This window comes from Streptomyces gamaensis (genome assembly GCF_042656465.1).
In the GTDB taxonomy this organism is placed as follows: domain Bacteria; phylum Actinomycetota; class Actinomycetes; order Streptomycetales; family Streptomycetaceae; genus Streptomyces; species Streptomyces gamaensis.
On record NZ_JBHSPB010000021.1, the window covers coordinates 1 to 25,959 of the forward strand.

At 72.0% G+C, this 25,959-nt stretch carries 25 protein-coding genes and 1 pseudogene; 15 read left to right on the top strand and 11 right to left on the bottom strand.

Annotation, left to right across the window (positions count from 1 at the left end; all coding sequences use genetic code 11):
* Positions 1-235: 235 nt before the first annotated feature.
* Both ACFP1Z_RS27015 and ACFP1Z_RS27020 read left to right on the top strand, forming a co-directional pair.
* Positions 236-931 carry a TetR/AcrR family transcriptional regulator gene (locus ACFP1Z_RS27015; protein ID WP_390320243.1) on the top strand — a complete coding sequence of 232 codons (696 nt, stop codon included), beginning with the start codon at positions 236-238 and terminating at the stop codon, positions 929-931.
* Positions 932-1,011: 80 nt separating this feature from the next.
* Positions 1,012-2,301, top strand: a complete 1,290-nt coding sequence (locus ACFP1Z_RS27020) for a cytochrome P450 family protein (RefSeq protein ID WP_390320244.1) — start codon at positions 1,012-1,014, stop codon at positions 2,299-2,301.
* 76 nt (positions 2,302-2,377) lie between these two features.
* On the opposite strand, the gene serC is transcribed toward ACFP1Z_RS27020, so the two are convergent.
* On the bottom strand, positions 2,378-3,496 hold the full coding sequence (serC, locus tag ACFP1Z_RS27025; RefSeq protein WP_390320245.1) for a phosphoserine transaminase: 1,119 nt from the start codon (positions 3,494-3,496) through the stop codon (positions 2,378-2,380).
* 102 nt (positions 3,497-3,598) lie between these two features.
* Here serC and ACFP1Z_RS27030 point away from each other — a divergent pair, with 102 nt between their 5' ends.
* From ACFP1Z_RS27030 to ACFP1Z_RS27060, 7 genes are all read left to right on the top strand, one after another.
* Positions 3,599-6,871 (top strand): FAD-linked oxidase C-terminal domain-containing protein, encoded by a 3,273-nt coding sequence (locus ACFP1Z_RS27030; protein ID WP_390320246.1) that lies wholly within the window; start codon positions 3,599-3,601, stop codon positions 6,869-6,871.
* A 306-nt stretch (positions 6,872-7,177) separates the two neighbouring features.
* Entirely contained in the window at positions 7,178-8,893 is a 1,716-nt protein-coding gene (locus ACFP1Z_RS27035; RefSeq protein ID WP_390320348.1) for an acyclic terpene utilization AtuA family protein, read from the top strand.
* Positions 8,894-8,927: 34 nt separating this feature from the next.
* Positions 8,928-10,526, top strand: coding sequence for an acyl-CoA carboxylase subunit beta (locus ACFP1Z_RS27040; protein ID WP_390320247.1), 1,599 nt, complete (start codon positions 8,928-8,930; stop codon positions 10,524-10,526).
* 29 nt (positions 10,527-10,555) lie between these two features.
* The gene (locus ACFP1Z_RS27045; RefSeq protein WP_390320349.1) at positions 10,556-12,517 is read left to right on the top strand and encodes an ATP-binding protein; all 1,962 of its coding nucleotides are present in this window, start codon (positions 10,556-10,558) and stop codon (positions 12,515-12,517) included.
* 2 nt (positions 12,518-12,519) lie between these two features.
* The gene (locus ACFP1Z_RS27050; RefSeq protein WP_390320350.1) at positions 12,520-13,686 is read left to right on the top strand and encodes an acyl-CoA dehydrogenase family protein; all 1,167 of its coding nucleotides are present in this window, start codon (positions 12,520-12,522) and stop codon (positions 13,684-13,686) included.
* Positions 13,683-14,447, top strand: a complete 765-nt coding sequence (locus tag ACFP1Z_RS27055; protein ID WP_390320248.1) for an enoyl-CoA hydratase family protein — start codon at positions 13,683-13,685, stop codon at positions 14,445-14,447. The genes ACFP1Z_RS27050 and ACFP1Z_RS27055 overlap by 4 nt, the downstream gene beginning before the upstream one ends.
* Positions 14,435-15,076, top strand: coding sequence for a TetR/AcrR family transcriptional regulator (locus tag ACFP1Z_RS27060; RefSeq protein WP_390320249.1), 642 nt, complete (start codon positions 14,435-14,437; stop codon positions 15,074-15,076). Before ACFP1Z_RS27055 ends, ACFP1Z_RS27060 begins: the two co-directional genes overlap by 13 nt.
* Positions 15,077-15,309: 233 nt before the next feature.
* Here ACFP1Z_RS27060 and ACFP1Z_RS27065 read toward each other — a convergent pair whose 3' ends face one another.
* From ACFP1Z_RS27065 to ACFP1Z_RS27075, 3 genes are read right to left on the bottom strand one after another with little or no spacing between them, the layout of a single operon-like run.
* Positions 15,310-15,549 carry a DUF397 domain-containing protein gene (locus tag ACFP1Z_RS27065; RefSeq protein ID WP_390320250.1) on the bottom strand — a complete coding sequence of 80 codons (240 nt, stop codon included), beginning with the start codon at positions 15,547-15,549 and terminating at the stop codon, positions 15,310-15,312.
* Positions 15,550-15,588: 39 nt separating this feature from the next.
* Positions 15,589-15,774, bottom strand: a complete 186-nt coding sequence (locus tag ACFP1Z_RS27070) for a DUF397 domain-containing protein (RefSeq protein WP_390320351.1) — start codon at positions 15,772-15,774, stop codon at positions 15,589-15,591.
* Positions 15,686-16,636, bottom strand: coding sequence for a helix-turn-helix domain-containing protein (locus tag ACFP1Z_RS27075; protein WP_390320251.1), 951 nt, complete (start codon positions 16,634-16,636; stop codon positions 15,686-15,688). The genes ACFP1Z_RS27070 and ACFP1Z_RS27075 overlap by 89 nt, the downstream gene beginning before the upstream one ends.
* A gap of 217 nt (positions 16,637-16,853) precedes the next feature.
* Here ACFP1Z_RS27075 and ACFP1Z_RS27080 point away from each other — a divergent pair, with 217 nt between their 5' ends.
* Together ACFP1Z_RS27080 and ACFP1Z_RS27085 are read left to right on the top strand one after the other, a co-directional pair.
* The gene (locus ACFP1Z_RS27080) at positions 16,854-17,009 is read left to right on the top strand and encodes a hypothetical protein (RefSeq protein ID WP_390320252.1); all 156 of its coding nucleotides are present in this window, start codon (positions 16,854-16,856) and stop codon (positions 17,007-17,009) included.
* A 199-nt stretch (positions 17,010-17,208) separates the two neighbouring features.
* On the top strand, positions 17,209-17,388 hold the full coding sequence (locus tag ACFP1Z_RS27085) for a hypothetical protein (protein ID WP_390320253.1): 180 nt from the start codon (positions 17,209-17,211) through the stop codon (positions 17,386-17,388).
* A gap of 99 nt (positions 17,389-17,487) precedes the next feature.
* On the opposite strand, the gene ACFP1Z_RS27090 is transcribed toward ACFP1Z_RS27085, so the two are convergent.
* The 3 genes from ACFP1Z_RS27090 to ACFP1Z_RS27100 are packed head-to-tail and all read right to left on the bottom strand — an operon-like array spanning position 17,488 to position 18,589.
* A complete protein-coding gene (locus ACFP1Z_RS27090) occupies positions 17,488-17,940 on the bottom strand; it encodes a YunG family protein (RefSeq protein ID WP_390320254.1) in 453 nt (150 codons plus the stop codon).
* A gap of 60 nt (positions 17,941-18,000) precedes the next feature.
* Entirely contained in the window at positions 18,001-18,387 is a 387-nt protein-coding gene (locus tag ACFP1Z_RS27095) for a hypothetical protein (RefSeq protein ID WP_390320255.1), read from the bottom strand.
* Entirely contained in the window at positions 18,377-18,589 is a 213-nt protein-coding gene (locus ACFP1Z_RS27100) for a helix-turn-helix transcriptional regulator (RefSeq protein WP_390320256.1), read from the bottom strand. Before ACFP1Z_RS27100 ends, ACFP1Z_RS27095 begins: the two co-directional genes overlap by 11 nt.
* A 291-nt stretch (positions 18,590-18,880) precedes the next feature.
* Between ACFP1Z_RS27100 and ACFP1Z_RS27105 the strand changes: the two genes are divergently transcribed.
* Positions 18,881-19,489 (top strand): Uma2 family endonuclease, encoded by a 609-nt coding sequence (locus tag ACFP1Z_RS27105; RefSeq protein ID WP_390320257.1) that lies wholly within the window; start codon positions 18,881-18,883, stop codon positions 19,487-19,489.
* A 40-nt stretch (positions 19,490-19,529) separates the two neighbouring features.
* Here ACFP1Z_RS27105 and ACFP1Z_RS27110 read toward each other — a convergent pair whose 3' ends face one another.
* Genes ACFP1Z_RS27110 through ACFP1Z_RS27120 form a run of 3 tightly spaced genes read right to left on the bottom strand, consistent with a single transcriptional unit; the run spans position 19,530 to position 21,202 of the window.
* The gene (locus ACFP1Z_RS27110; protein WP_390320258.1) at positions 19,530-20,267 is read right to left on the bottom strand and encodes a TetR/AcrR family transcriptional regulator; all 738 of its coding nucleotides are present in this window, start codon (positions 20,265-20,267) and stop codon (positions 19,530-19,532) included.
* Between the two features lie 11 nt (positions 20,268-20,278).
* A complete protein-coding gene (locus ACFP1Z_RS27115) occupies positions 20,279-20,767 on the bottom strand; it encodes a thiol-disulfide oxidoreductase DCC family protein (protein WP_390320259.1) in 489 nt (162 codons plus the stop codon).
* 6 nt (positions 20,768-20,773) lie between these two features.
* Entirely contained in the window at positions 20,774-21,202 is a 429-nt protein-coding gene (locus tag ACFP1Z_RS27120) for a hypothetical protein (protein ID WP_390320260.1), read from the bottom strand.
* Between the two features lie 182 nt (positions 21,203-21,384).
* Between ACFP1Z_RS27120 and ACFP1Z_RS27125 the strand changes: the two are divergent.
* Positions 21,385-21,894: pseudogene (locus ACFP1Z_RS27125) on the top strand (aldo/keto reductase); the annotation flags it as partial.
* A 76-nt stretch (positions 21,895-21,970) separates the two neighbouring features.
* Here ACFP1Z_RS27125 and ACFP1Z_RS27130 read toward each other — a convergent pair.
* Positions 21,971-23,080 carry a citrate synthase 2 gene (locus ACFP1Z_RS27130; RefSeq protein WP_390320261.1) on the bottom strand — a complete coding sequence of 370 codons (1,110 nt, stop codon included), beginning with the start codon at positions 23,078-23,080 and terminating at the stop codon, positions 21,971-21,973.
* A gap of 392 nt (positions 23,081-23,472) precedes the next feature.
* On the opposite strand from ACFP1Z_RS27130, the gene pdxH reads away from it, so the two are divergent.
* Both pdxH and ACFP1Z_RS27140 read left to right on the top strand, forming a co-directional pair.
* The gene (gene pdxH / locus ACFP1Z_RS27135) at positions 23,473-24,096 is read left to right on the top strand and encodes a pyridoxamine 5'-phosphate oxidase (RefSeq protein WP_390320352.1); all 624 of its coding nucleotides are present in this window, start codon (positions 23,473-23,475) and stop codon (positions 24,094-24,096) included.
* Positions 24,097-24,555: 459 nt separating this feature from the next.
* Positions 24,556-25,959: a PAS domain-containing protein gene (locus tag ACFP1Z_RS27140; RefSeq protein ID WP_390320263.1), complete on the top strand. Its 1,404-nt coding sequence runs from the start codon at positions 24,556-24,558 to the stop codon at positions 25,957-25,959.

Sequence of the window (25,959 nt, forward strand, 5' to 3'; positions counted from 1 at the left end):
TCTCCAACGGCGCCTCTCGGGCCCGGTGGCACCACCCCCCAGGTCATCGGTTCGACAGGGGGGAACAGCCATGCCGGGCCCGGAGGCCAGCGGCCCTCTTGCAGGACCGCGAAGAACATAACGGGGGGGGCTGGCGCATGGCCGGAAACCGTCTTATCCCGGGTCGCTGTCAGACCTACCTTTGACCGTGTGACCGGATTCGAAATCCAGTCACCGCACACGGGGGTGAGCAAGCGTGCAACAGGCGGAGCGCGGTGAGCGCATCCTGGAGGCGGCCGGGGAGCTGCTGGTCGCCTGGGGGTACCGGCGGGTGACGATCGACGAGATCGCCCGTCGGGCCGAGGTCGGCAAGGGCACCGTCTATCTGCACTGGAAGACCAAGGACTCCCTGCTCCTGGCGGTCGTGCTCAACGCCAAGTGGCACAGCCACCGACGGCAGTTGGAACGCATGCGTGCCGACCCCCTGAACATCCTGCCGAGCAGGATGATGCTCGGCTTCCATCAGGACTTCCTGAGAACTCCCGTACTGCGCGCCCTGCACACCAGCGACAGTGACATCCTCGGCCGGCTCAACGACGCCGCCAAGAAGGAATTCGCGGAGCTGATGGAGCTCGGCGACCAGGTCACGATCCGTACGCTGGAAGTGCTGCGCGAGCACGGGCTGGTGCGCACGGACGACGATGTGCGGCACCAGTACTACGCGTTGATGGCCATCGCCACAGGGTTCTTCATGACCGAGGCGCTGATGTTCGAGCGTGCGCCGGACACTCCGGAAGCGCGTGGCGGCATCCTGGCCGAGACGGTCCGCAGGGCGCTGGAGACATCCGCCGACCACCCGGCGGTGACGGCCGCCGCGCCCGAAGTCATCGCGCTCTTCGAGCAGATCGAGCAGCGCACCGAGCAGGAGTTGCGTCGGCAGCTGCGGGACTGACCACTCCCGTCGGCCAGCGGTTCGCGCCACCCGAACGCGGCCCGCCGCGACTTCTCCACCCTCATATCCGGAGGAGAACCATGACCGAAACAGCCACCTCGCCCCTGAGCGAGTACGTCGGCAAGCACCCCGGCGAGCCGAATGTGATGGACCCCGCCCTGCTCACCGACCCGTTCACCGGATACGGCGCGCTGCGCGAGCAGGGGCCCGTGGTGCGCGGCAGGTTCCTGGACGACACGCCCGTGTGGTTCGTGACCCGCTTCGAGGACGTGCGCCAGGTCCTGCGCGACCAGCGGTTCGCGAACAACCAGTCGTTCGCGCGGGGCAGTTCGGACGGGGAGTCGCCCACGGCCCGCACGATGAAAATGCTGGGGATGCCGGACCATTTGCAGAAGTATCTGGACGGCTCCATTCTCAACATGGACGCCCCCGACCACACCCGGATCCGCCGGCTGGTCTCCCGGGCCTTCACGGCCCGTAAGATCACCAATCTGCGGCCGCGGGTGGAGGAGATAGCCGACGATCTGCTGACCCGGCTCCCCGAGTACGCCGAGGACGGAGCCGTCGACCTCATCAGCCACTTCGCCTATCCGCTCCCCATCACGGTGATCTGTGAACTCGTGGGAATCGCCGAGGAGGACCGGCCGCGGTGGCGGGAATGGGGAGCCGAACTCATCAGGATGGAGCCGAACCGCTTCGGCACGATGTTCGCGGAGATGATCGACCACATTCATGAGCTCATCCGTGAACGGCGCGGTGCGCTCACCGACGATCTGCTCAGCGAACTCATCCGGGCGCAGGACGACGACGGCAGCCGCCTCAGTGATGTCGAGATGGTCACGCTGGTGCTCACCGTCGTCCTGGCCGGGCACGAGACCACCGCCCATCTCATCGCCAACGGCACGGCCGCGCTCCTCACGCACCCCGATCAGCTGCGGCTGCTGAAGTCCGACCCGGCGCTGCTGCCCCGCGCCGTGCACGAGCTGATGCGCTGGTGCGGGCCGGTGCAGATGACGCAACTGCGCTTCGCCACCGAGGACGTGGAGCTGGCCGGTACCCGGATCCGCGAGGGTGACACCGTCATGCTCATCCTGGTGTCGGCGAACCACGACCCCCGCCACTACACCGATCCCGCCCGGCTCGACCTCACCCGCCATCCGGCGGGCCACGCCGAGAACCACGTGGGATTCGGCCACGGCATGCACTACTGTCTGGGCGCCACTCTGGCCCGCCAGGAGGGCGAGGTCGCCTTCGGCAAGCTGCTCGCGCACTACCCCGATGTGTCGCTCGCGGTACGGCCGGAGGAACTGCGGCGGGTGCCGCGGCCGGGCAACTGGCGGCTGGCCTCGCTGCCGCTGCGGCTGCGGTGAGCGGCGGCCCGCGAACGGGGGCGGGCACAGGGGCGGTGGGGCCCGCCGGGGCCCCACCGCCACGGGTGGAGAGGAGTTACAGCCGCTCGATCACGTAGTCCACGCAGGCCGTCAGCGCCTCGACGTCCGACGGCTCGATCGCCGGGAACATCGCGACGCGCAGCTGGTTGCGGCCCAGCTTGCGGTACGGCTCGGTGTCGACGATCCCGTTGGCGCGCAGGGTCGCGGCGACGGCGGCCGCGTCGATCTCCTCGGCGAAGTCGATCGTGCCGATGACGGCGGACCGCTTGGCGGGGTCGGTCACGAACGGCGTCGCGTACTTGGAGGCCTCGGCCCAGCCGTAGAGCGTACGGGCGGAGGTGGCCGTGCGGCGCACCGCGAAGTCCAGGCCGCCCTGGGAGTTGAGCCACTCCAGCTGCTGGTGGAGCAGGAACAGCGTGGCGAGAGCGGGGGTGTTGTAGGTCTGGTTCTTGCGGGAGTTGTCGATCGCCGTCGGCAGGGAGAAGAACTCGGGGACGTGCCGGCCGGAGGCGTGGATCCGGTGGGCGCGCTCCAGGGCGGCGGGGGAGAAGATCCCGATCCACAGTCCGCCGTCGGAGGCGAAGGACTTCTGCGGCGCGAAGTAGTAGACGTCGGTCTCGGCGATGTCGACCGGCAGCCCGCCCGCGCCGGAGGTCGCGTCGACGAGGACGAGCGCGCCCTCGTCGGCCCCGGCGACACGGCGGACCGGCATGGCGACGCCGGTCGAGGTCTCGTTGTGGGTGAAGGCGTGGACGTCGACACCCGCCTCGGCGGCCGGCTCCGGGTGCGTCCCGGGCTCGGAGGAGATGACGCTGGGCTCGGCCAGCCAGGGCGCGAGCTTCGCGGCCTTGGCGAACTTGGAGGAGAACTCGCCGAAGCACAGGTGCTGCGACTTGTTCTCGATCAGACCGTGGGTCGCGACGTCCCAGAACGCGGTGGAGCCGCCGTTGCCGAGCACCACCTCGTACCCCTCGGGCAGGGAGAACAGCTCGTGGATGCCCTCACGCACCCGCCCGACCAGGTTCTTGACCGGGGGCTGGCGGTGGGACGTGCCCATCAGGGAGGTTCCGGTGGCGGCGAGCGCGCTGAGCGCCTCCGTACGCACCTTGGACGGGCCCGCGCCGAAGCGACCGTCGGCGGGCTTGATGTCAGCGGGAATCTGGATATCAGCCACGAGGGGCAGCCTAGACGGTCGGGGTTTCGGCCACCCGGGTCCGTCCACCCGATGAGACCACGCCCGCGCTATGGAACGGCCCGTTCCGGGCAGGGAACGGTCATGGACGATCCCGAAGAGGCCGACGCGCGCCAGGGGTTCGACGCCGACGGGCTTGAGCGCGCCCTGCGCGCCGCCGTCCGCGGCCCCGTCTCCTTCGACGCGCAGAGCCGGGCCCTGGTGACCATGGACGCCTCCAACTACCGGCGGGTACCGCTCGGCGTCGTCGCGCCGCGCGACGCCGACGACGTCGCCGCCGCGCTCGCCGTCTGCCGGGAGCGCGGCGTTCCCGTCGTGCCGCGCGGCGGCGGCACCTCGATCGCCGGGCAGGCGACCGGTACCGGTCTCGTCCTGGACTTCACCCGCCACATGAACGCGATCACCGCGCTGGACCCCGAGGCCCGTACGGCCGTGGTCCAGCCCGGAGTGGTCCTGGACGCGCTGCGGGCGGCGGCGGCCCCGTACGGGCTGACCTTCGGGCCCGACCCGTCGACGCACTCGCGCTGCACCCTCGGCGGGATGATCGGCAACAACGCGTGCGGGGCGCACTCGGTGGCCTGGGGCACCACCGCCGACAATGTCCGCGAGCTCGAAGTCCTCACCTACGGCGGCGAACGGGCCCGTCTCGCGCGCGGCTACGGCGGGCTGCCGCCCCGCCTCGCGGACGAGCTGCGCTCGCTCGTGGACGGTGAACTCGCCCTGCTGCGCACGGGTTTCCCCGAGCTGGCGCGCCGCGGCTCCGGGTACGCGCTGGACGCGCTGCTGCCGGAGCGGCGCGTGGATGTCGCGCGGGCCTTCACGGGGAGCGAGGGCACGATCGGGGTGCTCACCGCGGCGACCGTGCGCCTGGTCGAGGCGCCGGGGGCGCGGGCCCTGGCCGTACTGGGCTACCCCGACGAGAGCGCGGCGGCGGACGCGGCGCAACTCGTCCTGCCGCACGGGCCGTTGACGGTCGAGGGCATGGCCGCCGACGTGGCCGGGCGGGCGGCCGCCGATCTGCCGGACGGCGCGGCCTGGCTGTTCGTCGAGGCCGGCGGGGCCACGCCCGCGGAGGCGGGCGCGCGGGCGGCCGCGCTCGTACGGGCCGCGGGCTCCGGCACGAGCGGCCGTACGGTCGTCACCGACCCGGCAGGGCAGCGTGCCCTGTGGCGGGTGCGCGAGGACGCCGCCGGTACCGCGACCCGGCTGCCGGACGGCACCGAGGCGTGGCCCGGCTGGGAGGACTGCGCGGTGCCGCCCGCCCGGCTCGGCGCGTATCTGCGGGAGTTCCGGGAGCTGTTGGCGCGGTACGGGCTGCGGGGCGCCCCGTACGGGCACTACGGGGAGGGCTGCGTCCACGTCCGTATCGACTTCGACCTGCTGAGCGCGGAAGGGGTGCGCCGCTACCGCGCGTTCTCCGCCGACATGGCGGAACTCGTGCTCGCGCACGGCGGTTCGCTCTCCGGCGAGCACGGCGACGGGCAGGCCCGCGCCGAGCTCCTGCCGCGGATGTACGGGCCGCAGCTGGTGGGCCTCTTCGAGCGCGTCAAGGACCTGTGGGACCCGGACGGGGGCCTCAACCCCGGGATCCTCGTCCGCCCGCACCGCCTCGACGACAACCTGCGCTTCGCGGTGCTGCCGTCCCGCCCGGTCCCGGTGGAGTTCGGCTACCGGCAGGACGGCGGCGACTTCACGGCGGCCGTCCGGCGGTGCGTGGGCGTCGCCAAGTGCCGTGACACTGCTGCCGGTACGGGCGTGATGTGCCCGTCGTTCCGGGTCACCGGGGAGGAGAAGCACTCCACGCGCGGCCGGGCCCGGCTGCTGCACGAAATGCTGGCCGGGGAGCTCGTACGCGACGGCTGGCGCTCGCAGGAGGTACGGGACGCGCTCGATCTGTGCCTGGCGTGCAAGGGGTGCCGCAGCGACTGCCCCGTAGGGGTCGACATGGCCACGTACAAGGCGGAGTTCCTCCACCACTATTACGCGGGGCGCCGCCGCCCGCGCTCCCACGTCACGCTGGGACGGCTCCCGCAGTGGCTGCGGCTCGCCGCTCCGCTGGCTCCCGTACTGAACGCGGCGGCCCGGCTGCCGGCCGTGGCCTCCCTGGCGAAGCGGACGGCCGGGATCACTCCGGAACGGGACCTCCCGCCGCTGGCGGGGCGCACGTTCCGCACGTGGTGGCGGGAACGGGCACGCAAACGGGCGGGGACGGGCGGGCCCTTGCCGCTCGGCGGCACCGGTGCGTTCCCTGCCGTGGGGGCTCGCCCGGATGCCGGTGGGCAGGGTGCGCGATCGTGTGGCGGGGACGGTCCCCGGACCGGCCCCGGCGCGGCGGCGCCCACGGTCGTGACGGCTCGCCCGGACGCCGGTGGGCACGGTCCGCGATTGCGCGGTGGGGACGGTCCCCGGTCTGGCGCGGCGGCGCCTACGGTCGTGACGGCTCGCCCGGACGCCGGTGGGCAGGGTGCGCGATCGCGTGGCGGGGACGGTCCCCGGTCTGGCGCGGCGGCGCCTACGGTCGTGAGGGCTCGCCCGGACGTCGGCGGGCTCGGTGCGCGACCGCGTGGCGAGGACAGCCCCCGGCCCGGCCCGCGGCCCGGCGCGGCGGCGCCCACCGTCGTCCTGTGGCCCGACACGTTCACCGACCACCTCGCGCCGGACGTCGGAATCTCCGCCGTCACCGTCCTCGAAGCGGCCGGGCTGCGCGTGGCCGTGCCGCCCGCGAATGTCTGCTGCGGACTGACGTACATCTCCACCGGCCAACTCGACGCCGCCCGCGCCGTCCTGCGCCGTACGCTCGACGCGATCGCCCCGGCGCTGGCGGCGGGCCTGCCCGTCACCGTCCTCGAACCGGGCTGCGCCGCCACCCTCGTCACGGACCTGCCGGAACTCCTCCCGGACGACCCGAGGGCGGCCCGGCTCGCCGCCGCCGTCCGCACCTTCGCGCGCACGCTGCGGGAGTACGCCCCCTCCTGGCAGCCCCCGCGCCTGGACCGTCCGGTGGCCGGACAGACCCACTGCCACCAGCACGCGGTCCTCGGCGACGCCGCCGAACGCCACGTGCGGGAACAGGCCGGTCTCACGGGCGGACTGAGCGCGGGCTGCTGCGGCCTCGCGGGCGACTTCGGCTTCGAACCGGGGCATTACGGGATCTCGGTGGCCTGCGCGGAGGAACAACTCCTCCCCTCGGTCCGGGCCGCGACGGCCGACACGCTCCTGCTGGCCGACGGCTACTCCTGCCGCACGCAGCTGGAGCAGTTGACGGGGCGCCGGGCCCGGCATCTGGCGCAGGCGCTCGCGCGGGCGCTGCGGGACAGCCCTTCCGGGCAGCCACGGCCCCCTAGGGGGAACTCTTGACCGAATCTGCATGCAAGCACGCTTGCTTGTTTTCCTGGCCGGTGCCACGCTCTGCGGGACCGGGCGCCAGGCTGTGACGTACCGTCATGTCGCCGCGCCCGCAGTCCGTATGAACTCCCGGGAGAGGAGCGTGGCGTGGTCCACCGGTCGGAGCCGGCAGTGGCGGGCGGGGAGCGGGAAGGGGGGTTACGGCAGCCCCGGACGGCGACCTGCCCCAGGGCGCCCGAGAGGCCCGCACCACCCCGCCCCCTGCGGATCGGCAATGCCTCGGGGTTCTACGGGGACCGCTTCGACGCGCTGCGGGAGATGCTCACCGGAGGACCCCTGGACGTCCTGACCGGGGACTACCTCGCCGAGCTGACCATGCTCATCCTCGGGAGGGACCGCAAGGGCGACCCGTCGCTCGGCTACGCCAAGACGTTCCTGTGCCAGCTGGAGGAGGGACTCGGGCTGGCCCTCGACCGGGGGGTCAAGGTCGTCACCAACGCCGGCGGCCTGAACCCCGCGGCGCTCGCCGAGCGGATCGAGCGCCTCGCGGACCGGCTGGGACTGTCCGTCCGCGTCGCCCACGTCACCGGTGACGACCTGCTGCAACAGCACGACACCAAACGGGACTTCGACCCCGGCGTCCTCACCGCCAACGCCTACCTCGGCGGCGCCGGCATCGCCATGTGCCTGCGGGCCGGCGCCGACATCGTCGTCACCGGGCGCGTCACGGACGCGGCCCTGGTCACCGGGCCCGCCGCCGCGCACTTCGGCTGGCTCGCCGACGACCTCGACGCGCTCGCCGGAGCTGTCGTCGCGGGCCATGTACTGGAGTGCGGCACGCAGGCGACCGGCGGCAACTACGCCTTCTTCGACGACCTTTCGCGCACACGCGACCTGCGCCGCCCCGGATTCCCGCTCGCCGAGCTGCACGCCGACGGCTCCGCCGTGATCACCAAACACCCGGGTACCGGCGGCGCCGTGACGGTCGGCACGGTCACGGCACAGCTGCTGTACGAGACGGCGGGCCCCCGCTACGTCGGCCCCGACGTAACCGCGCGGCTCGACACCGTCCGTCTCACGGCGGACGGCCCCGACCGGGTACGGATCACGGGCGTACGCGGCGAGGCCCCGCCCGCGACCCTCAAGGCCGGGCTCACCCGCATCGGCGGCTGGCGCAACGAGGTCACCTTCGTGCTCACCGGCCTCGACATCGAGGCCAAGGCCCGCCTGGTCCGCCACCAGTTGGAGGACGCGCTCTCCCGCCGCCGGCCCGCCGAGGTGCAGTGGACCCTGGCCCGTACGGACCGCGAGGACGCGCCCGTGCAGGAGGAGGCGAGCGCGCTGCTGCGGCTGGTCGTACGGGACCCGGACGAGGCGGCCGTGGGCAGGACCCTCACCTCGGCGGCCGTCGAGCTGGCCCTGGCGAGCTATCCGGGATTCCATCTGACGGCACCCCCGGGCAAGGCCACCCCCTACGGGGTGTTCCAGGCCGTGCCCGTGGACGCGGCGACGGTGCCGCACACGGCCGTACTCCCGGACGGTACGCGCGTACGGGTCCCGCCCGCGAGCGGCGTCCGTCACGAGGAGGAGCCGGAAGCGTCCGCCGCTGCCCCGCTCCCGCCGCCGCTGCCCGAGGGCCCCGTCCGGCGGGTGCCGCTGGGCCGGATCGCGGGGGCCCGCAGCGGCGACAAGGGCGGCGCGGCCAACATAGGCGTGTGGGTGCGCGGCGACCCCGCCTGGCGCTGGCTCGCCCACACGCTGACCGTCGAGTGCTTCCGCGAACTCCTCCCGGAGACCCGCGGGTTCACCGTCCGCCGCCACGTCCTGCCGAACCTGCGCGCCCTGAACTTCACCGTCGACGGCATCCTCGGCGAGGGAGTCGCCTCACAGGCGCGCTTCGACCCGCAGGGCAAGGCCCTCGGCGAGTGGCTGCGCTCCCGCCGCCTGGAGATCCCCGCGGCACTCCTGGAGACCTCCGGGACGTTCCCGGACACCCCTGAGGGGCTCCCGGAGCATCCCGAGGTGCTGCGGTGACCCGGCTGACGCCCGCGCGTCCCGAGGTGCCGCTGTGACCCGGCTGACGTCCGCCCTGGACCCGCACGAGCCCGCGTACGCGGCCCGCCGCGCCACGACGCTCGCCCGCCTCGCGGAGATCGGCGCGGAGCACGCCAAGGCCCTCGCCGGCGGCGGCGAGCGGTACACGGCCCGGCACCGGGCCCGCGGCAAGCTCCTGCCGCGCGAGCGCATCGAGCTGCTCGTGGACCCCGACACCCCGTTCCTGGAGCTGTCCCCGCTGGCCGCGTGGGGCAGTGAGTACCCCGTGGGCGCGTCGATGGTCACCGGCATCGGCGTCGTCGAGGGCGTCGAGTGCGTGATCACCGCGAACGACCCCACCGTACGGGGCGGCGCCAGCAACCCCTGGACGCTGAAGAAGGCACTGCGCGCGAACGAGATCGCCCGCGTCAACCGGCTCCCGTGCATCGGGCTCGTGGAGTCCGGCGGCGCCGATCTGCCCAGCCAGAAAGAGGTGTTCGTGCCGGGCGGCGCCCTCTTCAAGGACCTCACCCGGCTCTCGGCCGCCGGCGTCCCCACGCTCGCCGTCGTCTTCGGCAACTCCACGGCCGGCGGCGCCTACGTCCCCGGCATGTCCGACCACGTCGTGATGGTCAAGGAACGCGCCAAGGTGTTCCTGGGCGGTCCGCCGCTGGTACGGATGGCGACGGGCGAGCAGGCCGACGACGAGTCGCTCGGCGGCGCCGACATGCACGCCCGTACCTCCGGCCTCGCCGACCATCTCGCGGTGGACGAGTACGACGCGCTGCGGCAGGCCCGCCGGATCGTCGCCCGCCTGAACCACCGCAAGGCCTACGCCGATCCGTCCGCCGGACTCCCTCCCGTGTATGACCCGGAGGAACTGCTGGGCCTAGTACCGGAAGACCTCCGGATCCCCTTCGACCCCCGCGAGGTGGTCGCCCGGATGGTGGATGCCTCCGACTTCGACGAGTTCAAGCCGCTCTACGGGGCCGGGCTCGTCACCGGCTGGGCAGAGCTGCACGGCTGGCCGGTGGGGATCCTCGCCAACGCGGCAGGAGTCCTCTTCTCGGAGGAGTCCCAGAAGGCCGCGCAGTTCATCCAGTTGGCGAACCAGCGGGACATCCCGCTGCTGTTCCTGCACAACACGACCGGCTACATGGTCGGCGCACGCTACGAGCAGGGCGGCATCATCAAGCACGGCGCCCAGATGATCAACGCGGTGGCGAACTCGCGGGTCCCGCACCTGTCCGTGCTCCTCGGAGCCTCCTACGGGGCCGGCCACTACGGGATGTGCGGACGCGCCTACGACCCGCGCTTCCTGTTCGCCTGGCCGAGCGCGAAGGCCGCCGTCATGGGGCCGCAGCAGCTCGCCGGAGTGCTGTCGATCGTCGCCCGCGCCTCGGCGGCGGCCAAAGGACAGCCCTACGACGAGGACGCGGACGCCGCGCTGCGGGCCGCCGTCGAGGGACAGATCGAGGCGGAGTCCCTGCCGCTGTTCCTCTCCGGGCGGCTGTACGACGACGGCGTCATCGACCCGCGCGACACCCGCACCGTCCTGGGGATCTGCCTGTCCGCGATCCACACCGCGCCCGTCGAAGGAGTACGGGGCGGCTTCGGCGTCTTCCGGATGTGAGGAACGGATGTGAGGAGTGTGCGGTGCCGCTGATCCGCAACGTGCTGGTCGCCAACCGGGGCGAGGTCGCCTGCCGGGTGTTCCGTACGTGCCGGGAACTGGGCATCGCCACGACGGCCGTGTACGCCGACCCCGACGCCGGAGCACTGCACACCCGCGACGCCGACACGGCCGTACGACTGCCGGGCGCCGCAGCCGCGGACACCTACCTGCGCGGCGACCGCCTCGTCAGAGCCGCCCTGGACGCCGGCGCCGACGCCGTGCACCCCGGCTACGGCTTCCTCGCCGAGAACGCGGACTTCGCACGGGCGGTGACACGGGCGGGCCTGGTGTGGATCGGGCCGCCGCCGGAGGCGATGGAGGCCATGGCCTCCAAGACGCGCGCCAAGCGGATCGCGGCCCAGGCGGGCGTACCGGTACTCCGGGAGATCGATCTCGGCGCGGTCGCCGCCGCCGATCTGCCGCTGCTCCTCAAGGCGGTGGCGGGCGGGGGCGGGCACGGCATGCGCGTAGTCCGCGAACCCGACGACTTGGAGGAGGAGTTGCGCGCCGCGCGGGAGGGGGCCCTGGCCGCGTTCGGCAGTGACGACGTCTTCGCCGAGCCCTGTGTCGACGGTGCCCGCCATGTCGAGGTGCAGCTGCTCGCCGACACGCACGGCACGGTGTGGACACTGGGCACCCGCGACTGCTCGGTGCAGCGCCGCCACCAGAAACTGATCGAGGAAGCGCCCGCCGTCGGCCTCCCCGAGGGACTGGAGGACCAACTCCTCGACGCGGCCGAGGCGGTGGCACGAGAAGTGGGATACGTGGGGGCCGGCACGGTCGAGTTCCTGGTGGCGCGGGACGGGCGCGCGTTCTTCCTGGAGATGAACACCCGTCTCCAGGTGGAGCACCCGGTCACCGAGCGCGTCCACGGCGTGGACCTCGTGGCCCACCAGATCCGCGTCGCCGAAGGACACCCCCTGCCGCCGAATCCGCCACCGCCCGCCGGACACGCGGTCGAGGCCCGGCTCTACGCGGAGGACCCGGCGCGCGACTGGGCCCCCGTGACAGGCACGGTGCACCGGCTGCACGTGGACACGCGCGGACCGGTGCGGCTGGACGCCGGGGTCGGGGACGGCGACACCGTCTCCGTGTACTACGACGCGCTGCTGGCGAAGGTGACCACCTGGGCGCCGACCCGCACGGAGGCCGTCCGCGCACTCGCGTACGCGCTGGAACGAGCGCGGATCCACGGCCCCGCGACCAACCGGGAGATGCTCGTACGGGCCCTGCGGCACCCGGAGTTCACGGCGGGCCCCGTCGACACGGGCTTCTGCGCACGAAACGTCGCCGACCTCACCGGGACCGCCGGCTCCCGGGACCGCCGGCTCGCGGCCCTGGCCGCCGCCCTCGCGGACGCGCACGGCCGCTCCCGCTTCGGCGGCTTCCGCAACCTCCGCTCACAGCCGCAAGTGAAGCGCTACCGCAGTGAGCCGGACGGGGAGGAGATCGAGGTGCGCTACGCGGTGGAACGTGACCGCTCGGTCGCGGACGGGGTGCGCCTGCTGGAGGCTCTGCCGGAGGGCGTAGTCCTCGAAGTGGACGGAATCCGCAAGCAGTTAGCGGTGGCGGCTTACGACGGGGGACGGACGTACGACGGGGGTCGGCTGTCCGAGGGAGGCCGGACGCCCGACAGCGGCCGGACGTACGTCGACGGACGCCCCGGAGCGTGGACGTTCACGGCCCTCCCGCGCCTCCCCGAGCCCGCCGCCCGCACCGAACCCGGCTCCCTGACCGCCCCCCTGCCCGGCACGGTCGCCCGCATCGCGGACGGCGTCGCCGTGGGGGAGCCGGTCACGGCCGGACAGCCGCTGCTGTGGCTGGAGGCCATGAAGATGGAACACCGAGTCGTCGCCCCCGCGAACGGCGTCCTGGCCGCACTGCACGCCGCCCCCGGGCAGCAGGTGGAGGTCGGCACGCTGCTCGCCGTCGTCGAGGAGCCACAGTGACGATCGCATCCGCACCCGTGCTGGAGACCCGCGAACACCGTGCCCTGCGGGCCGCCGTCGCCGCGCTCGGCAAGCGCTACGGACGCCCGTACCTCACCGAGGTCGTCCGCCGGGGCGAACACCCCGAAGAACTGTGGGCCGAGGCCGGACGGCTCGGCTACCTCGGGGCGAACATCCCCGAGGAGTACGGCGGCGGAGGCGGCGGCATCGCCGAACTCTCCATCGTCCTGGAGGAACTGGGCGCGGCGGGAAGCCCGCTGCTCATGCTCGTCGTCTCGCCCGCGATCTGCGCCACGGTCATCACACGCTTCGGTACGGACGCGCAGCGCCGCCACTGGCTGCCCGGGCTCGCCTCCGGCCGACTGCGCATGGCGTTCGCGATCACCGAGCCCGACGCCGGTTCGAACGCGCACCGCATCACGACGACCGCGCGGCGGGACGGCGGCGACTGGATCCTCAACGGCCGCAAGGTCTTCATCTCGGGGGCCGACATCGCCGACGCGGTGCTGGTCGTAGGCCGCACGGAGGACGCCCGTACCGGCAGACTCAAACCGTGCCTGTTCATCGTCGAGCGGGACACCCCGGGCTTCACCAGACAGCACATACCGATGGAACTCGCCGCACCGGAGAAGCAGTTCGAGCTGCTCCTGGAGGACGTACGGCTGCCCGCCGACGCCCTGGTGGGGGATGAGGACGCGGGCCTGCTGCAACTCTTCGCGGGCCTGAACCCGGAACGCATCATGACGGCCGCCTTCGCGATCGGCCTGGCGAGGTACGCCCTCCGTCGCGCGGTGGACTACGCCCGCACCCGCCAGGTCTGGCGCGAGCCCATCGGCGCCCACCAGGCCATCGCCCACCCCCTGGCCGCCTCCCACATCGAGGTCGAACTCGCCCGGCTGATGACGCAGAAGGCCGCCGCGCTCTACGACGCCGGCGACGACACGGCCGCCGGCGAAGCCGCCAACATGGCCAAGTACGCGGCCGCCGAGGCCGCCGTCCGCGCCGTGGACCGGTCCGTCCACACCCTGGGCGGCAACGGCCTCGCCAGCGAGTACGGACTCGCGCCGCTGATCGCCGCGGCGAGGGTCGCGCGCATCGCGCCGGTGAGCCGGGAGATGATTCTGAACTACGTCTCGCATCAGAGCTTGGGGCTCCCCAAGTCGTATTGAGGAGGTCGGTGGTGACGGTGTCGGTCAGGTCGTCATCGGAACGGGGGGTGACCACCCTGGTCCTGGACTCCCCGCACAACCGCAACGCGCTGTCGGGGCAGTTGATGACCGAGCTGGAGAAGGGGCTGGGCGCGGCGGCGGCCGACGCGGACACACGGGCGGTGCTGCTCAGCCATACAGGCAACACGTTCTGCGCGGGCGCGGACCTCAAGGAGGCGGGCGGGGCCGGTGGTGATCCGCGTGCGCTGATACGGCTGATGCGCACGATCGTCGAGCTGCCGAAGCCGGTCGTGGCACGCGTGACCGGGCACGTACGGGCGGGCGGGCTCGGCCTGTTGGGCGCCTGCGATGTGGCGGTGGCCGGGGAGGGGGCGTCGTTCGCCTTCACGGAGGCACGGCTGGGGCTGGCGCCGGCGGTCATCTCCCTGCCGCTGCTGCGCAGGCTGGACGCGCGTTCCGCCTCGCGCTACTTCCTGACCGGGGAACGGTTCGGGGCTGCGGAAGCGGTCCGTATCGGCCTGGTGACGGTCGCGGCAGGCGAAGTGGACTGGGCGCTCGCCCCGATACTCGACGGCTTTCGGAAGGCGTCCCCGCAGGGCCTGACCGAGTCCAAACGGCTCCTGACGGAGGCGGTGTTGCGGGACTTCGACACGGAGGGGAACCGGCTCGCGGAGCTCTCGGGCCGCTTGTTCGCCTCGGAGGAGGCCCGGGAGGGCGTCACGGCGTTCCTGGAGCGACGGGACGCGGCGTGGGTGCGATAGCCGTACCCGGCGTCGCCCCGGGCAGGCCCGTCCGCGCACCCAAACAGGACCGCAGCCGGGCCACGAGACAGCGCCTCCTGGAGGCCGCCGTCGCCTGCCTCGCGGAGTACGGCTGGGCGGGCTCGACAGTCACCGTCGTCGCGGAGCGCGCCGGCGTCTCCCGGGGTGCCGCGCAGCATCATTTCCGCACCCGGGAGGACTTGTTCACGGCTGCCGTGGAGTACGTGACGGAAGCCCGCTCACGAGAACTGCGGGAGGTACTGGAGCGGGAGTACGTACCGGGAACGTGCCGTACGCGCTTGGTGGTCGGAGCGCTGGTGGACTTGCATACGGGCCAGGTGTTCCGCGCGGCCCTCCACCTGTGGGTCGCAGCGGCGAGCGAAGCGACCCTGCGGCCACGGGTGACGGCCCTGGAGGCACGCATCGGGCGCGAGGTGCACCGGATGGCGGTCGAACTGCTGGGGGTCGACGAGTCGCGTCCGGGGGTGCGGGAGACGGTGCAGGGGCTGCTGGACATGGCGCGGGGGCTGGGACTGGCGAACCTGCTGACGGACGACCGGGTGCGCAGGGAAAGGGTGGTGGAGCATTGGGCGGGGGTGCTGGGGGAGGTGCTGGGCTCGGGGGGCTGAGACCGGTGGGGGCTGAGCGGCGTGCCCGCGTGCTCGCACCGGATGTACGCGGAGGCCGCGTGGCGGCTGTGGCCGTCTCCTGGATTCTGGGTGACGAAACGCCTACGTGTGGGCTGCGATTGTGTAGGTGAATCGTTTCCAGTTGGATGGCCGATCGGCCGATGACGTCGCGCCAGGGTCTTGGCCGACGTGGGGGGTGCTGCGCCGTTGTGGCGCGCAACGGTCACGGCAGGTCAGTTGGGCGCCAGGCGTGGCGCTTGCGAGCGGCGGAAGGAGCCGTGGCGCACGGCGGCGATGAAGGTGGCCCAGGCGGGGGCGGGGACGGCGAGGATGGGGCCGTGGGGGTGTTTGCTGTCGCGGATGGGGACGAGGGTGGGGATGTCGAGGAGGGTTTCTACGCAGTCGCCGCCGTCATGGTGGCTGTAGTTGGACTTGCGCCAAGTAAATGTTCGGGGTGGGGTGCTGTGTCCCATGGCATCCTCCATGGGGATCGGTAAGGCAGCGCTTCGGCGTCAGGCCGAAGTGAACGTCTCCCGCCGAATAGCGTCGACGAACGAAGACCAAGCAGAGCTCGGCACCGCGACGTTGGCGTGACATGGGCGCTTGCTGTCACGCACGGCGACGAAGTCTCGGATACCTAGGACGGTTTCTATGCAGTTGCCGCCGTGATCCTGGCTGTAGCTGCTTTTTCTCCATATCGCCGCATTGGAGCTGTGGGTGTTCATCGAGCCGGTACCCTTCCATCGCCTCACGGATCAGAGCGGCGGAGTCGCTGGCCGACAGGGCGTCAGCCCGAAGGACATCGTATCTGCGCGAGTGCCTGGACACGATGGCTGGGGCGTCGTTGAAGTGGCCACGGTCCAGGGATTCCGAGTACACCCACGCATGTCCGTCTGGGAGGGTGATGATGGACATGGACGTCGCCATGCGGATGAGATCGGCTGCATGTACAGGTGCTACCTGGATGCGGATGTTCGGCCGTTCTCCGACCGCGAGGAGATGCGCACATTGGCGGTGCATCACGCCAGGGCTCTTGACCACGTTGCGGATGCAGCTTTCATCCAGCACCGTGATGAGCAAGGGGCCGTCCGCTTGCAGGAAGCGGTGCTGCCTGCTCAGGCGGGCTTGGACTCGCTTGTCCACCAATTCGGGGTCGTGTGATGCAACCGATGAGAAGAGTGCGCGTGCGTATTCTTCGGTCTGCAAGAGCCCCGTCACAACCTGCTCTTGGTACTCCAGCACGGATGCCGCCTCCTTCTCCATGTCGACGCGCCGTTGGAACCAGTCCGGGTGCTCGACCTCCTGGCTCCAGTCGATGTGGCGCCAGAGGTGATGCAGTTCTCCTCCGGTGCCCAGAAGCTCATCGCACCGCTTCACGAACGGCTCTTGGGGCACCCGTGTGCCCGCCTCCACCCTGGCGACCAGGGACCGGTCGCACGGAAGCTTCGCCGCGAGGGCGTCCTGCGTGAACCCCGCAGCCTCGCGGTGGTACCGCAGCAGCTCCCCGAACACGGCGGCGTTGGAGCGGGCCGGACCCTTCTTGGACCTGCGTCGACTCAAGATCGTCCCCTTCGTGCCAGGTTCCTGGTGTCACGCCGAAGTCGTTGTGCCCGGCCGGGCGGCGCGACAACGCTGGTGACAGCAACGGAAGTTGCATCCGTACACCGCTGGCCCATCATGCGCGGGGAGTCATATGCCGCACCGCAGGATCACCCTACATATCCCACAAATCGGTGATGTGGTCAGAGACGCTGGAAAGGATCTCGTCGGCCAGGTAATGGCCCACGAAGACGGCCACTACTTCCTCCGCCCCCTCGGCGGCGGCCGGGAATGGGAGGCGCGCCCCGAAGACCTGGCCCCCCTCACCCCGCAAGAGGCGCTGCGCGCCAAGCTCACGGCGGTCAACGCCCGTAGCACGGGGGCGAATCGGTGACCCGGAACCGAGCGGCAGCGGTACCCGTACCGCACACGTCCGGCCCGTACGCCACCCCTGGCGGCACCCCGTGCCCCGAATGCACCCGGCACGCGGACGCCCGCGCACACGCGTGGGTGCACGGAAACCGCGAGGCGGAGGACAGGGCGCTGGCGGCGATGCGCGAACACGCCCGTACCGCACACCCGGAGGCGAAGCCGTGACCACCGAGACGGCGAGGGAACAGGCGGCCCCGCCCCCGCACTGCAAGGAGTGCCTGCGCCACCAGCTGGCGTACCTCACGGCATGGCGCCTGCGCGAGAACAAGAGGGCCATCAGCCTCTACGAGGAGCTGCGCAACCACCAGCGCCTGGCACACCCCTGGCTTGCGCCGTGGTGACGCGTAGCGAGTCGAAACCCGGGCCGCAGCCCGGCCGTTGCACGGCTTGACCGAGGAAAAGCAGATGGGGCCCGTTCACGCCGCGCGAGGGGCCCGGCGTCAAGAACTCCGGAGTTCGGCAACGAGCCGACGCTCTCCGCCTGATCGGAGAGCAGGCTCCGGTAGGTGACCGAGGTGCTTGGCGAGGCGTTCACGCAGGAGGAGGTATTCCTGTCGGCGACGGGGCAGGGGCCCCGGGGGACGTTTGACGGCACGACCCGCGGTGACTGTCTGTCCGTGCTGGAACTGCTCGCGCGTCAGATCGAGTTCGACTCCGCTGGGCAGCCGATTCCACCAGTGAAAGCCGTGCTGTTCCCCGTCGAGGTGGACCTCGCCGACCATGAGGTCGCCGCCGAAGATGTCGTTGACGATCAAGGCCGTGATGTCGCAGTGACCCCAGGCGGGGTTGCCGGGCTGCCAGTCGGCGCGGGCGAGGTCGTCCGGGGAGCAGGTGTCGGCGGCCCAACTGGCGTGCAGGGCCTTGTCGAGGGCGAGCAGGTTCCAAGGGGTCATGCGGGCAGCATCGCAGCCTGGTCGGACGTACGGTGGCGAGCTGTTCGAGGCGACGGCTTCTCAGGTGCGCCGGGACAGGAAAGCGACCAACGCGATGTAGGTGATGGCGGCGGTGGCCACGAACCAGAAATACGGATCGCCGCTTCTTCCGGATGCCAGTTCACCGATGAAGGCGCTGAGATTCCCCACGGTGAGCACGATGCCCGTGCCGGCCCAGGCCCAGCCTCCGATCCGGGCGAAGCGCTCGTCGGGAGCCTTCTCGGTGAGGCCCTGGTAGGTCTCGCTCCGGCGTCCCAGCAGCGCCAGGGCAAGACTGCAGACCGCCAGGATCCCGAACGCCACCAGGCCGGGAGCGAGATGGCCGCCGACGGTTGCGGCCAGGAGGCAGGCGCCTCCGACTGCGAGGAAGAAGCCGGGCACGGCCCGCCTGGCTGTGTTACTGGTCATCTGCTGGGCTCTCATTGGCATGAAACATCTCCTCAACGCTGACCTCGAAGAATTTGGCCATGGCCATGGCGAGCGGCAGGGAAGGTGTGTACCGCTCGGTCTCGATGGCGTTGATCGTTTGTCGTGAGACCCCGAGGGCTGTGCCCAACTGGCCCTGGGAGAGCCCTCGCGACGACCGCAGTTCCCTGACGCTGTTTCGCACATGTAAAGCGTACTTGTCACTCCTCAGCGCTTGTCAAGCTCGCTTTACAGGAGGGCGGGGCCCGGGCGGCGCCCCGGGCAGGCTCATACCTCCGCCGTGAGCCGTCCGGCTGCGGCAACGAGTGCGCGGGCACCGCGTCCCCCCTGGCGCCGTCGTCGCGCCGCTTGTAGCCGTGACGCAGGCATCGTGTCCTGAGAAAACGCTCCCTCCTCACTCGGAGGAGGGGCGCTAACGTCGTGGGCAGGACACGAGTCCGTGCTCCGACACACGATCCCCTCCATGGGAGCAGCCATGGCCGCAGAAGCAGCAGAGCACTGGGAGAAGGCCACCCCGGACAACTGGATGTACCCACCGCCCGGCGGCTGGACGTACGACCAGGTCAAGGAGCTGGTCCTGCCTTTCGACTGGGACCTGGTGGATGGAGCGATCGTGGCGCGGGGGATGACGAGTCAATGGCATGACGACGTCCGGGACGGTCTCCTCGTCGCGTTGCGCCAGGCCGTGCGGCCTCCCTACAGGGTCAACTCGGAGCGCTGCGTGCTGTTCGGTCCCAAGAATCCGACGAAGCCGGATGTCGTGGTGTTCAACTCCGAGGGATTCGACCGTCACAGCGTCGACTGTCTGCCTGTGCAGCGTGTTGTGCTGGCTGTTGAAGTCGTCTCCGAGGGCTCGCGCAGCGATGACCGTTTCCGTAAACCCGGCATGTACGCCGACGCCGGGATCGAGTGCTTCTGGCGGGTCGAGCTCGGGGAGGAGGACGTTCCCGAGCTGCACGAATACTGGCTGGATCACGAGAAGGGCCGCTACGAGCCCAGGCCCGACAGGCCGGTGCACATCGGCCGCCTCCGCACTCACGTCCCCTTCCCGATCGAGGTGGACCTGCGCGGCCTGGTCGAGTGAAGCGGCCTGGCCGGGCCGCCGGGCGACCACGGCAGGGGTCCTACCCCGTACCCCCCTTGCGCCCCGCCACCGTCTGCGCCATCCCCGGCAGGAAGTCCGTGAACAGCTCGTGCACCTCGTGCACCAGCGGCCGCAGTACCCGGAAGCGCGACAGGGACACTCCTCGCGCCGTCAGCCGGGCGCCCCGGTCCGCGAGGCGGCGGCTGCGTTCGCGGTCGGGGGAGCGGTCGAAGACCCAGTACAGGACGAGGCCCATCTGGGAGAGCCACATCAACTCGGGGAGGACGTCGGCGAGTTCGGCGGGGACCTTCGCCCTGGAGCCGGCCAGGACCTCGCGGTGGACGGCGATGGCGGCCTCGCGGGCGTGGGCGGACTCGGTGGAGAAGGGGCTGAGGGGGCTGTCGGGGTCGGCGGCGTTCTTGAAGAACTGGGCGGCGAACTCGTGGTACGGGGCCGCCACGTCCAGCCACGCGCGCAGGACGCCCGCCAGGCGGGCCTGGAGGTCGTTCTCCTGCTCCAGGACCGAGCGGACCGCCGCCTGGTGCTCGGCGGCGATCCGGTCGTAGAAGCCCTGGATGAGGTGTTCCTTGCTCGCGTAGTAGTAGTACGCGTTGCCGACGGAGACCCCGGCCTCCTTGGCGATGGCCCGCATCGTGGTCTTGTCGTAGCCGCGTTCCTGGAACAGCCGCATCGCGGTCTCCAGGATCAGGGCGCGGGTCAGCTCGCTCTTGGCGGCGGGCCGCGTCTCGTCCGGCAGGGGTTCGTTCTCTACGGGCACGGTCGCCAAGCCTAATCGGGGGTCCGGCAGCCGCTGTCGCAGGCCGGTGGGCCGTACCGGTCACGGGTGCGGTCCGCCTCCGGGCCGGCCGGGGCCGGGCGCCGGTGTGCCGCCCGGTACTTCGCCGCCGCCAGTACCGCCCCGCGTGCGAGCCGCAGCCCGGACGGGGTGCTCAGCCGGTGCGCGAGCGGCCGGTAGCCGTCCAGGGCCCACAGGCAGGCCACCCAGGCGGCGGCCCCCCGGTAGACCTGGCCGCCGTCGCCGACCACGGTGATCTCCTGCTCGGAGGCGGCGTGGTCGAGGTGCGGGAAGCGGCGCCGGGCCTCGGCCGAGCCGACCGGGACCGGGTCGAGCGGCACGAGCTGCCGCTGCCGGGCCAGCCAGTCGCGTACGTGCGCGCACAGCGGGCACCGCGGGTCGTGGAGCACGGTGAGCCGGCGGACCGGGGCGCCCTCCCCTCCTCGGGCGCCCCGGTCGTCACCGGCGGTCGTGGCCGTCATCGCCGGTCAGTGCCCGGCGGCCGGCGTGGTGTACGGGTTCTGCGGGCCCGCGTACCCCTGCGGTGCCACCGGCGGCTGCCCCTCGCGGTCCATCAGCCCGCGGCGGCGGAACTTGTTGAGGGCGTAGACGTTGCCCAGGTGCATCGCCCCGAGGACGAGCAGCACCACCCCGAGCCGCTGCGACAGCGCCTCGAAGACGCCCCTCGCGTCCGCGATCGATCCGTCGTCCTGGAGATACAGCGCGACGAAACCGAGATTGACCAGGTAGAAGCCGACGACCAGCAGGTGGTTGACGGCGTCGGCGAGCTTCTCGTTGCCGTGCAGCACGTCCGCGAGGAAGACCTTGCCGTTGCGGCTGAGCGTCCGTGCGACCCACACCGTGAGGGCCACGCTGACCAGCAGATAGATGACGTATGCGACGACTGTGAGGTCCATGGCCCCGCCCTTTCCGGACGCGTCCGCCCACTGGGCGGACGTGCTGCTGAACGCGGTTCTTGAACGCGTTCAAATCTCGTTGGCTGTGACTGTAGACCTGTTTTTGAACGCGTTCAAGCCGGGCTCGACCCGAGGTCGACGGGGCGTCACCACGGGCACGCAGCGAGGCAGTCGGCCACGAAGTCGGCGAACTGCTGCAGGGGCGCCGTGAGCGCTTCGTCCTCGCGACCAAGTACACGTGCGCCACGGATAGGACGGACGTCAACGCATCGGGACCGGTTCACGCCCGTGGAGGGGACCGTGCGGGCCCTGGACGACCTCGTACGGTCCGGGAAGGTGCTCTACGCCGGGGTGTCCGACTGGCCCGCCTGGGAGATCGCCCAGGCCAACACCCTGGCGGAGCTGCGCGGTTGGACCGCTTTCGCGGGCTCGCAGCTGCGCCACAGCCTGCTGGAGCGCACGCCCGAACGCGAACTGCTGGCGCAGGCCCGCGCGTTCGACATGGCCGTCCTCGCGTGGAGCCCGCTCGCGGCCGGCACCCGGCACAGGTGGCCCTGGCCTGGCTGCTCGGCCGCCCCGGCAACCTGCGGGAACCGGGCGTGATGGAGAACGTCTACGGGCCACTCTGGCCTGAGATCGACGACCGGCGCGAAACCGGAACGTCCTGCCGTGGGGCGGCCGGGACGCGCTGACGGCAGCGGCCGCCCCGAAAGGGCCGTCGGCGCGTCCCGGCGCGGATCCGGTCCCCGCGGCCGGCAGGCCGCCCCGTCAGGCGACCCCGGCCGCCACCGCCGCGAACCCCTCGACGTCACGCGGGTCGCGCGGCCCGGGGCCCACATAGCGCGCGGACGGGCGCACGAGCCGGCCCGTGCGCTTCTGCTCCAGGATGTGCGCGCTCCAGCCCGCCGTACGGGCACACGTGAACATCGACGTGAACATGTGCGCGGGGACCTCCGCGAAGTCCAGCACGATGGCCGCCCAGAACTCCACGTTGGTCGCGAGGACACGGTCCGGGCGGCGGTTGTGCAGCTCCTCCAGCGCGGCCTTCTCCAGGGCCTCGGCGACCTCGAAGCGCGGCGCGCCCAACTCCCGGGCCGTGCGCCGCAGGACGCGCGCCCGCGGGTCCTCCGCGCGGTAGACGCGGTGGCCGAAGCCCATCAGGCGCTCGCCCCGGTCGAGGGTCGACTTGACGTAGGCGGCGGCGTTCCCGGTGCGCTCGATCTCCTCGATCATGCCGAGGACGCGCGAGGGGGCGCCGCCGTGCAGCGGGCCGGACATCGCGCCGACCGCGCCGGACAGCGCGGCGGCGACGTCCGCGCCGGTGGAGGCGATCACGCGGGCGGTGAACGTCGAGGCGTTCATGCCGTGTTCGGCCGCGGAGGTCCAGTACGCGTCGACGGCCTTGACGTGGCGCGGGTCCGGCTCGCCGCGCCAGCGCTTCATGAAGCGCTCGACGACCGTCTCCGCCTTGTCGATCTCGCGCTGCGGCACCATCGGCAGGCCCTGGCCGCGCGCGGACTGCGCGACGTACGACAGGGCCATCACGGCCGCGCGGGCGAGATTGTCGCGGGCGGTGGCCTCGTCGATGTCCAGAAGCGGTTTCAGGCCCCATACGGGCGCCAGCATCGCCAGTGCCGACTGCACGTCGACGCGGATGTCCCCGGAGTGCACGGGAATCGGGAACGGCTCGGCCGGCGGCAGGCCCGGATTGAACGCGCCGTCGACGAGGAGTCCCCAGACATTCCCGAAGGACACATGGCCGACGAGATCCTCGATGTCGACCCCGCGATACCGCAGCGAGCCGCCTTCCTTGTCGGGTTCTGCGATCTCCGTCTCGAACGCGACGACTCCTTCGAGTCCAGGTACGAAGTCGGACATCAGGCGGCTCCTCGTGAAGTGTGCGACATGCGACAGTGCGGCGCCGAGCCGGTTCCGCGGCTGCCTGACGCGGCTCGCGTCCGGATTCGGTCACCCCGGTCATGCCCCGTGCGGCGGTCTTTCACCCGGCCGGAATCCCGGAGTTCACGGCCCTGCGGCCTGTCGGATTCCGGCCGATCACGATAGTCGCTGCGCGATCGCCGCCACAGGCCCCGCCCTGCGATTTACGACGGTTCGCCAGATGTGGGGAAGAGTGAGATCCGGCACATGTGCCGGCCCGGAGGTGATGCCAAGATGACCGGATGACCGACTCCCGCGAGTATCCGCCCGCCGATTCCTCCGCCCCCGCCGAGCATCCCGAATTCGACGACGGGGCACTCGATCTCGCCGCCATGCGCAAGCAGTACGGCAGTGTCGGACTGCTGGAGCGGGACGCGGCGGACGGCCCCGCCGAACAGTTCACGCGCTGGTTCGCGGACGCGTGCGCGAGCGGGCTGCACGAGCCCAACGCGATGGTCGTCTCCACGGCGGACGAGCGGGGCAGGCCCAGTTCCCGCACCGTCCTGCTCAAGAGCCACGACGAGCGCGGCTTCGTCTTCTTCACCAACTACGGCTCGCGCAAGGCCCGCGAACTCGCGCAGAACCCCCACGTCTCCCTGCTCTTCCCCTGGCATCCCATCGCCCGGCAGGTCATCGTCAGCGGCACGGCCGAGAAGGTCGACCCGCGGGAGACGGCGGCGTACTTCCACTCCCGGCCGCGTGGTTCGCAGCTCGGCGCGTGGGCGAGCGCCCAGTCCACCGTGGTCGCCTCCCGCGAGGCGCTCGACGCCGCCTACGAGGAGCTCGCGCGCCGCTACCCGGAGGGCGAGCCCGTGCCCGTACCGGAGGGCTGGGGCGGCTACCGAGTGACCCCGCAGAGCGTGGAGTTCTGGCAGGGACGGGAGAACCGGCTGCACGACCGGCTGCGTTACGTGCGCGAGGGCGGCAAGTGGCGCGTGGAACGGCTGTACCCGTAAGGGGCGTACCGGGGTCGTGCGCGTACGGATACGGGCCCGCGCGGACGTCCCGGGGCGCGGGGGTGCGTACGGGCGCTGATGCCCGCTCCCGTGCACTGTCCCCGAACGCAGGCGGTCCGTGGGCCTGTTGACCACCGCGCCTGGGGGAGCGGTGGTGCCGAGCGGACGACTCGGCGGCCCACGGACCGGGTGACTGCTGGGAATTGGGCCGGCACTCGCCGGCATCGCTGGGTGCGACGACGGGCGCTAGCCCGCGGTCACCTCACGCGTCCGGACTGAAATCATGTCTCGAACCACCTCCCTTCTCGTGTGGGCAGGAGCCTACGAACCGGCGTGCGGGAGTCACAACCGAATTTCCCGTGGGCACGGATTTCGCGGAACGCGGTGTGGTGCCCATCACGGTCGAGTTGAATGACCCACCGTGCAGGACATGCAGCCGCGGCCGGCAGGGGGTACTTCGTGACCGCACCACAACAGTTCGGGCCCGCCCGTCCGCAGACCCGCGACGACGGCGCGCGCGCCGCGCGCTCCGCTCCACTGCCCGCCGACGGCCACGGCTCCCGTGACGACTCCGATCTGCTCGCGGCCCTGCTCGACGGCATGGACGCCGCCCTGTGCGCGTTCGCCGCCGACGGCACGGTGACCCACTGGAACCGCGAGGCCGAGCGGATACTCGGCTGGAGCGCGCAGGAGGCCGTCGGCCGGCAGGGCCTCGCCGGCTGGGCGGCCCGCACGGCGGACGCCGAGGACGTCACCGAGCGGCTGCTGTCCGCGATGAGCGAACCGGGCCGCCAGGTCCACGAGTTCGCGCTGCTGACCAAGGAGGGCGGACGGGTGCTCGTGCGCACCCAGCTGTCGGCGGTGCCCGGTGCGGACGGCAGCCCGGCCGGCGCGTACTGCGCGTTCAGCGAGGTGCACACCCAGATCGACCTGGAGCGCTCGGTCGCGCTCAGCGAGGCCCTGTTCGGGGAGGCCCCCTGGGGCGTGGTCCTCATCGACGCCGACCTGCGCCCCGCGCTCGTCAACGCGCACGCGGCACGGGCCCTGCGCACGGGCCGTACGGCGCTGCTGGGCCGCCCGCTGGGCGAGTTGCTGGAACAGGGCGTCGAGGAGGTCGAGAGCGCCCTGCAGCACGTCCTGGCGGCCGGCGCGCCGCCCGCGCCCACCGAGCTGTGGGTGACCCTGCGGGACCAGGGCAACGCCCCGCCCGAGCGCCGCTGCTGGCGCAGCGGCTTCCTGCGGCTGGCCTCCCCGCTCGCCGAGGAACCGCTGCCGCTGGGCGTCGCCTGGCTCTTCCAGGACGTCACGGCCGCGCGGCGGGCGGAGCAGGAGAGCGCGCGGGCGCGCTTCCGCAGCAGCCAGCTGCACCGCGCGGGGCGGGCCGTCGCCGAGTGCGAGGACCCCATGGAAGCCGTGGCGCTCTACCTGGACTTCGCGCTCGCCGGCTTCGCCGACCACGCGCTCGTCGACCTGCTGCCCGAGCCGCGGCGGGCCGTCGACGGCCCCTTCGCGCTCGTGCGCGCGGCCGCGACCCCCGCCGGGACGTGCGCGGCACCGGCCGGCGGCGGCCTGCCGGTGCCGTACCGGGACGGCCATCCCGCCCTGCTGGCCGTCGAGCGCTGCGGCTCGGTCCGGGCGGCCTCCGACTGCACCGAGGAGTGGGCCGAGCACCGCAAGTGGCCGCGGGAGACGGTCCACGCGCTGGCCACGGCCCTGCGCAGCAGGGGCCGCACCGTGGGCGTGGTGACCTTCCTGCGCGGCCCGGCCCGGCGCCCCTTCGACCGCGCGGACACCGCCTACGCGGAGGACGTCGCCTCCCGGGTGGCGGCGTCGGTGGACCTGGCGGGCGCGACCGGGGGGTGA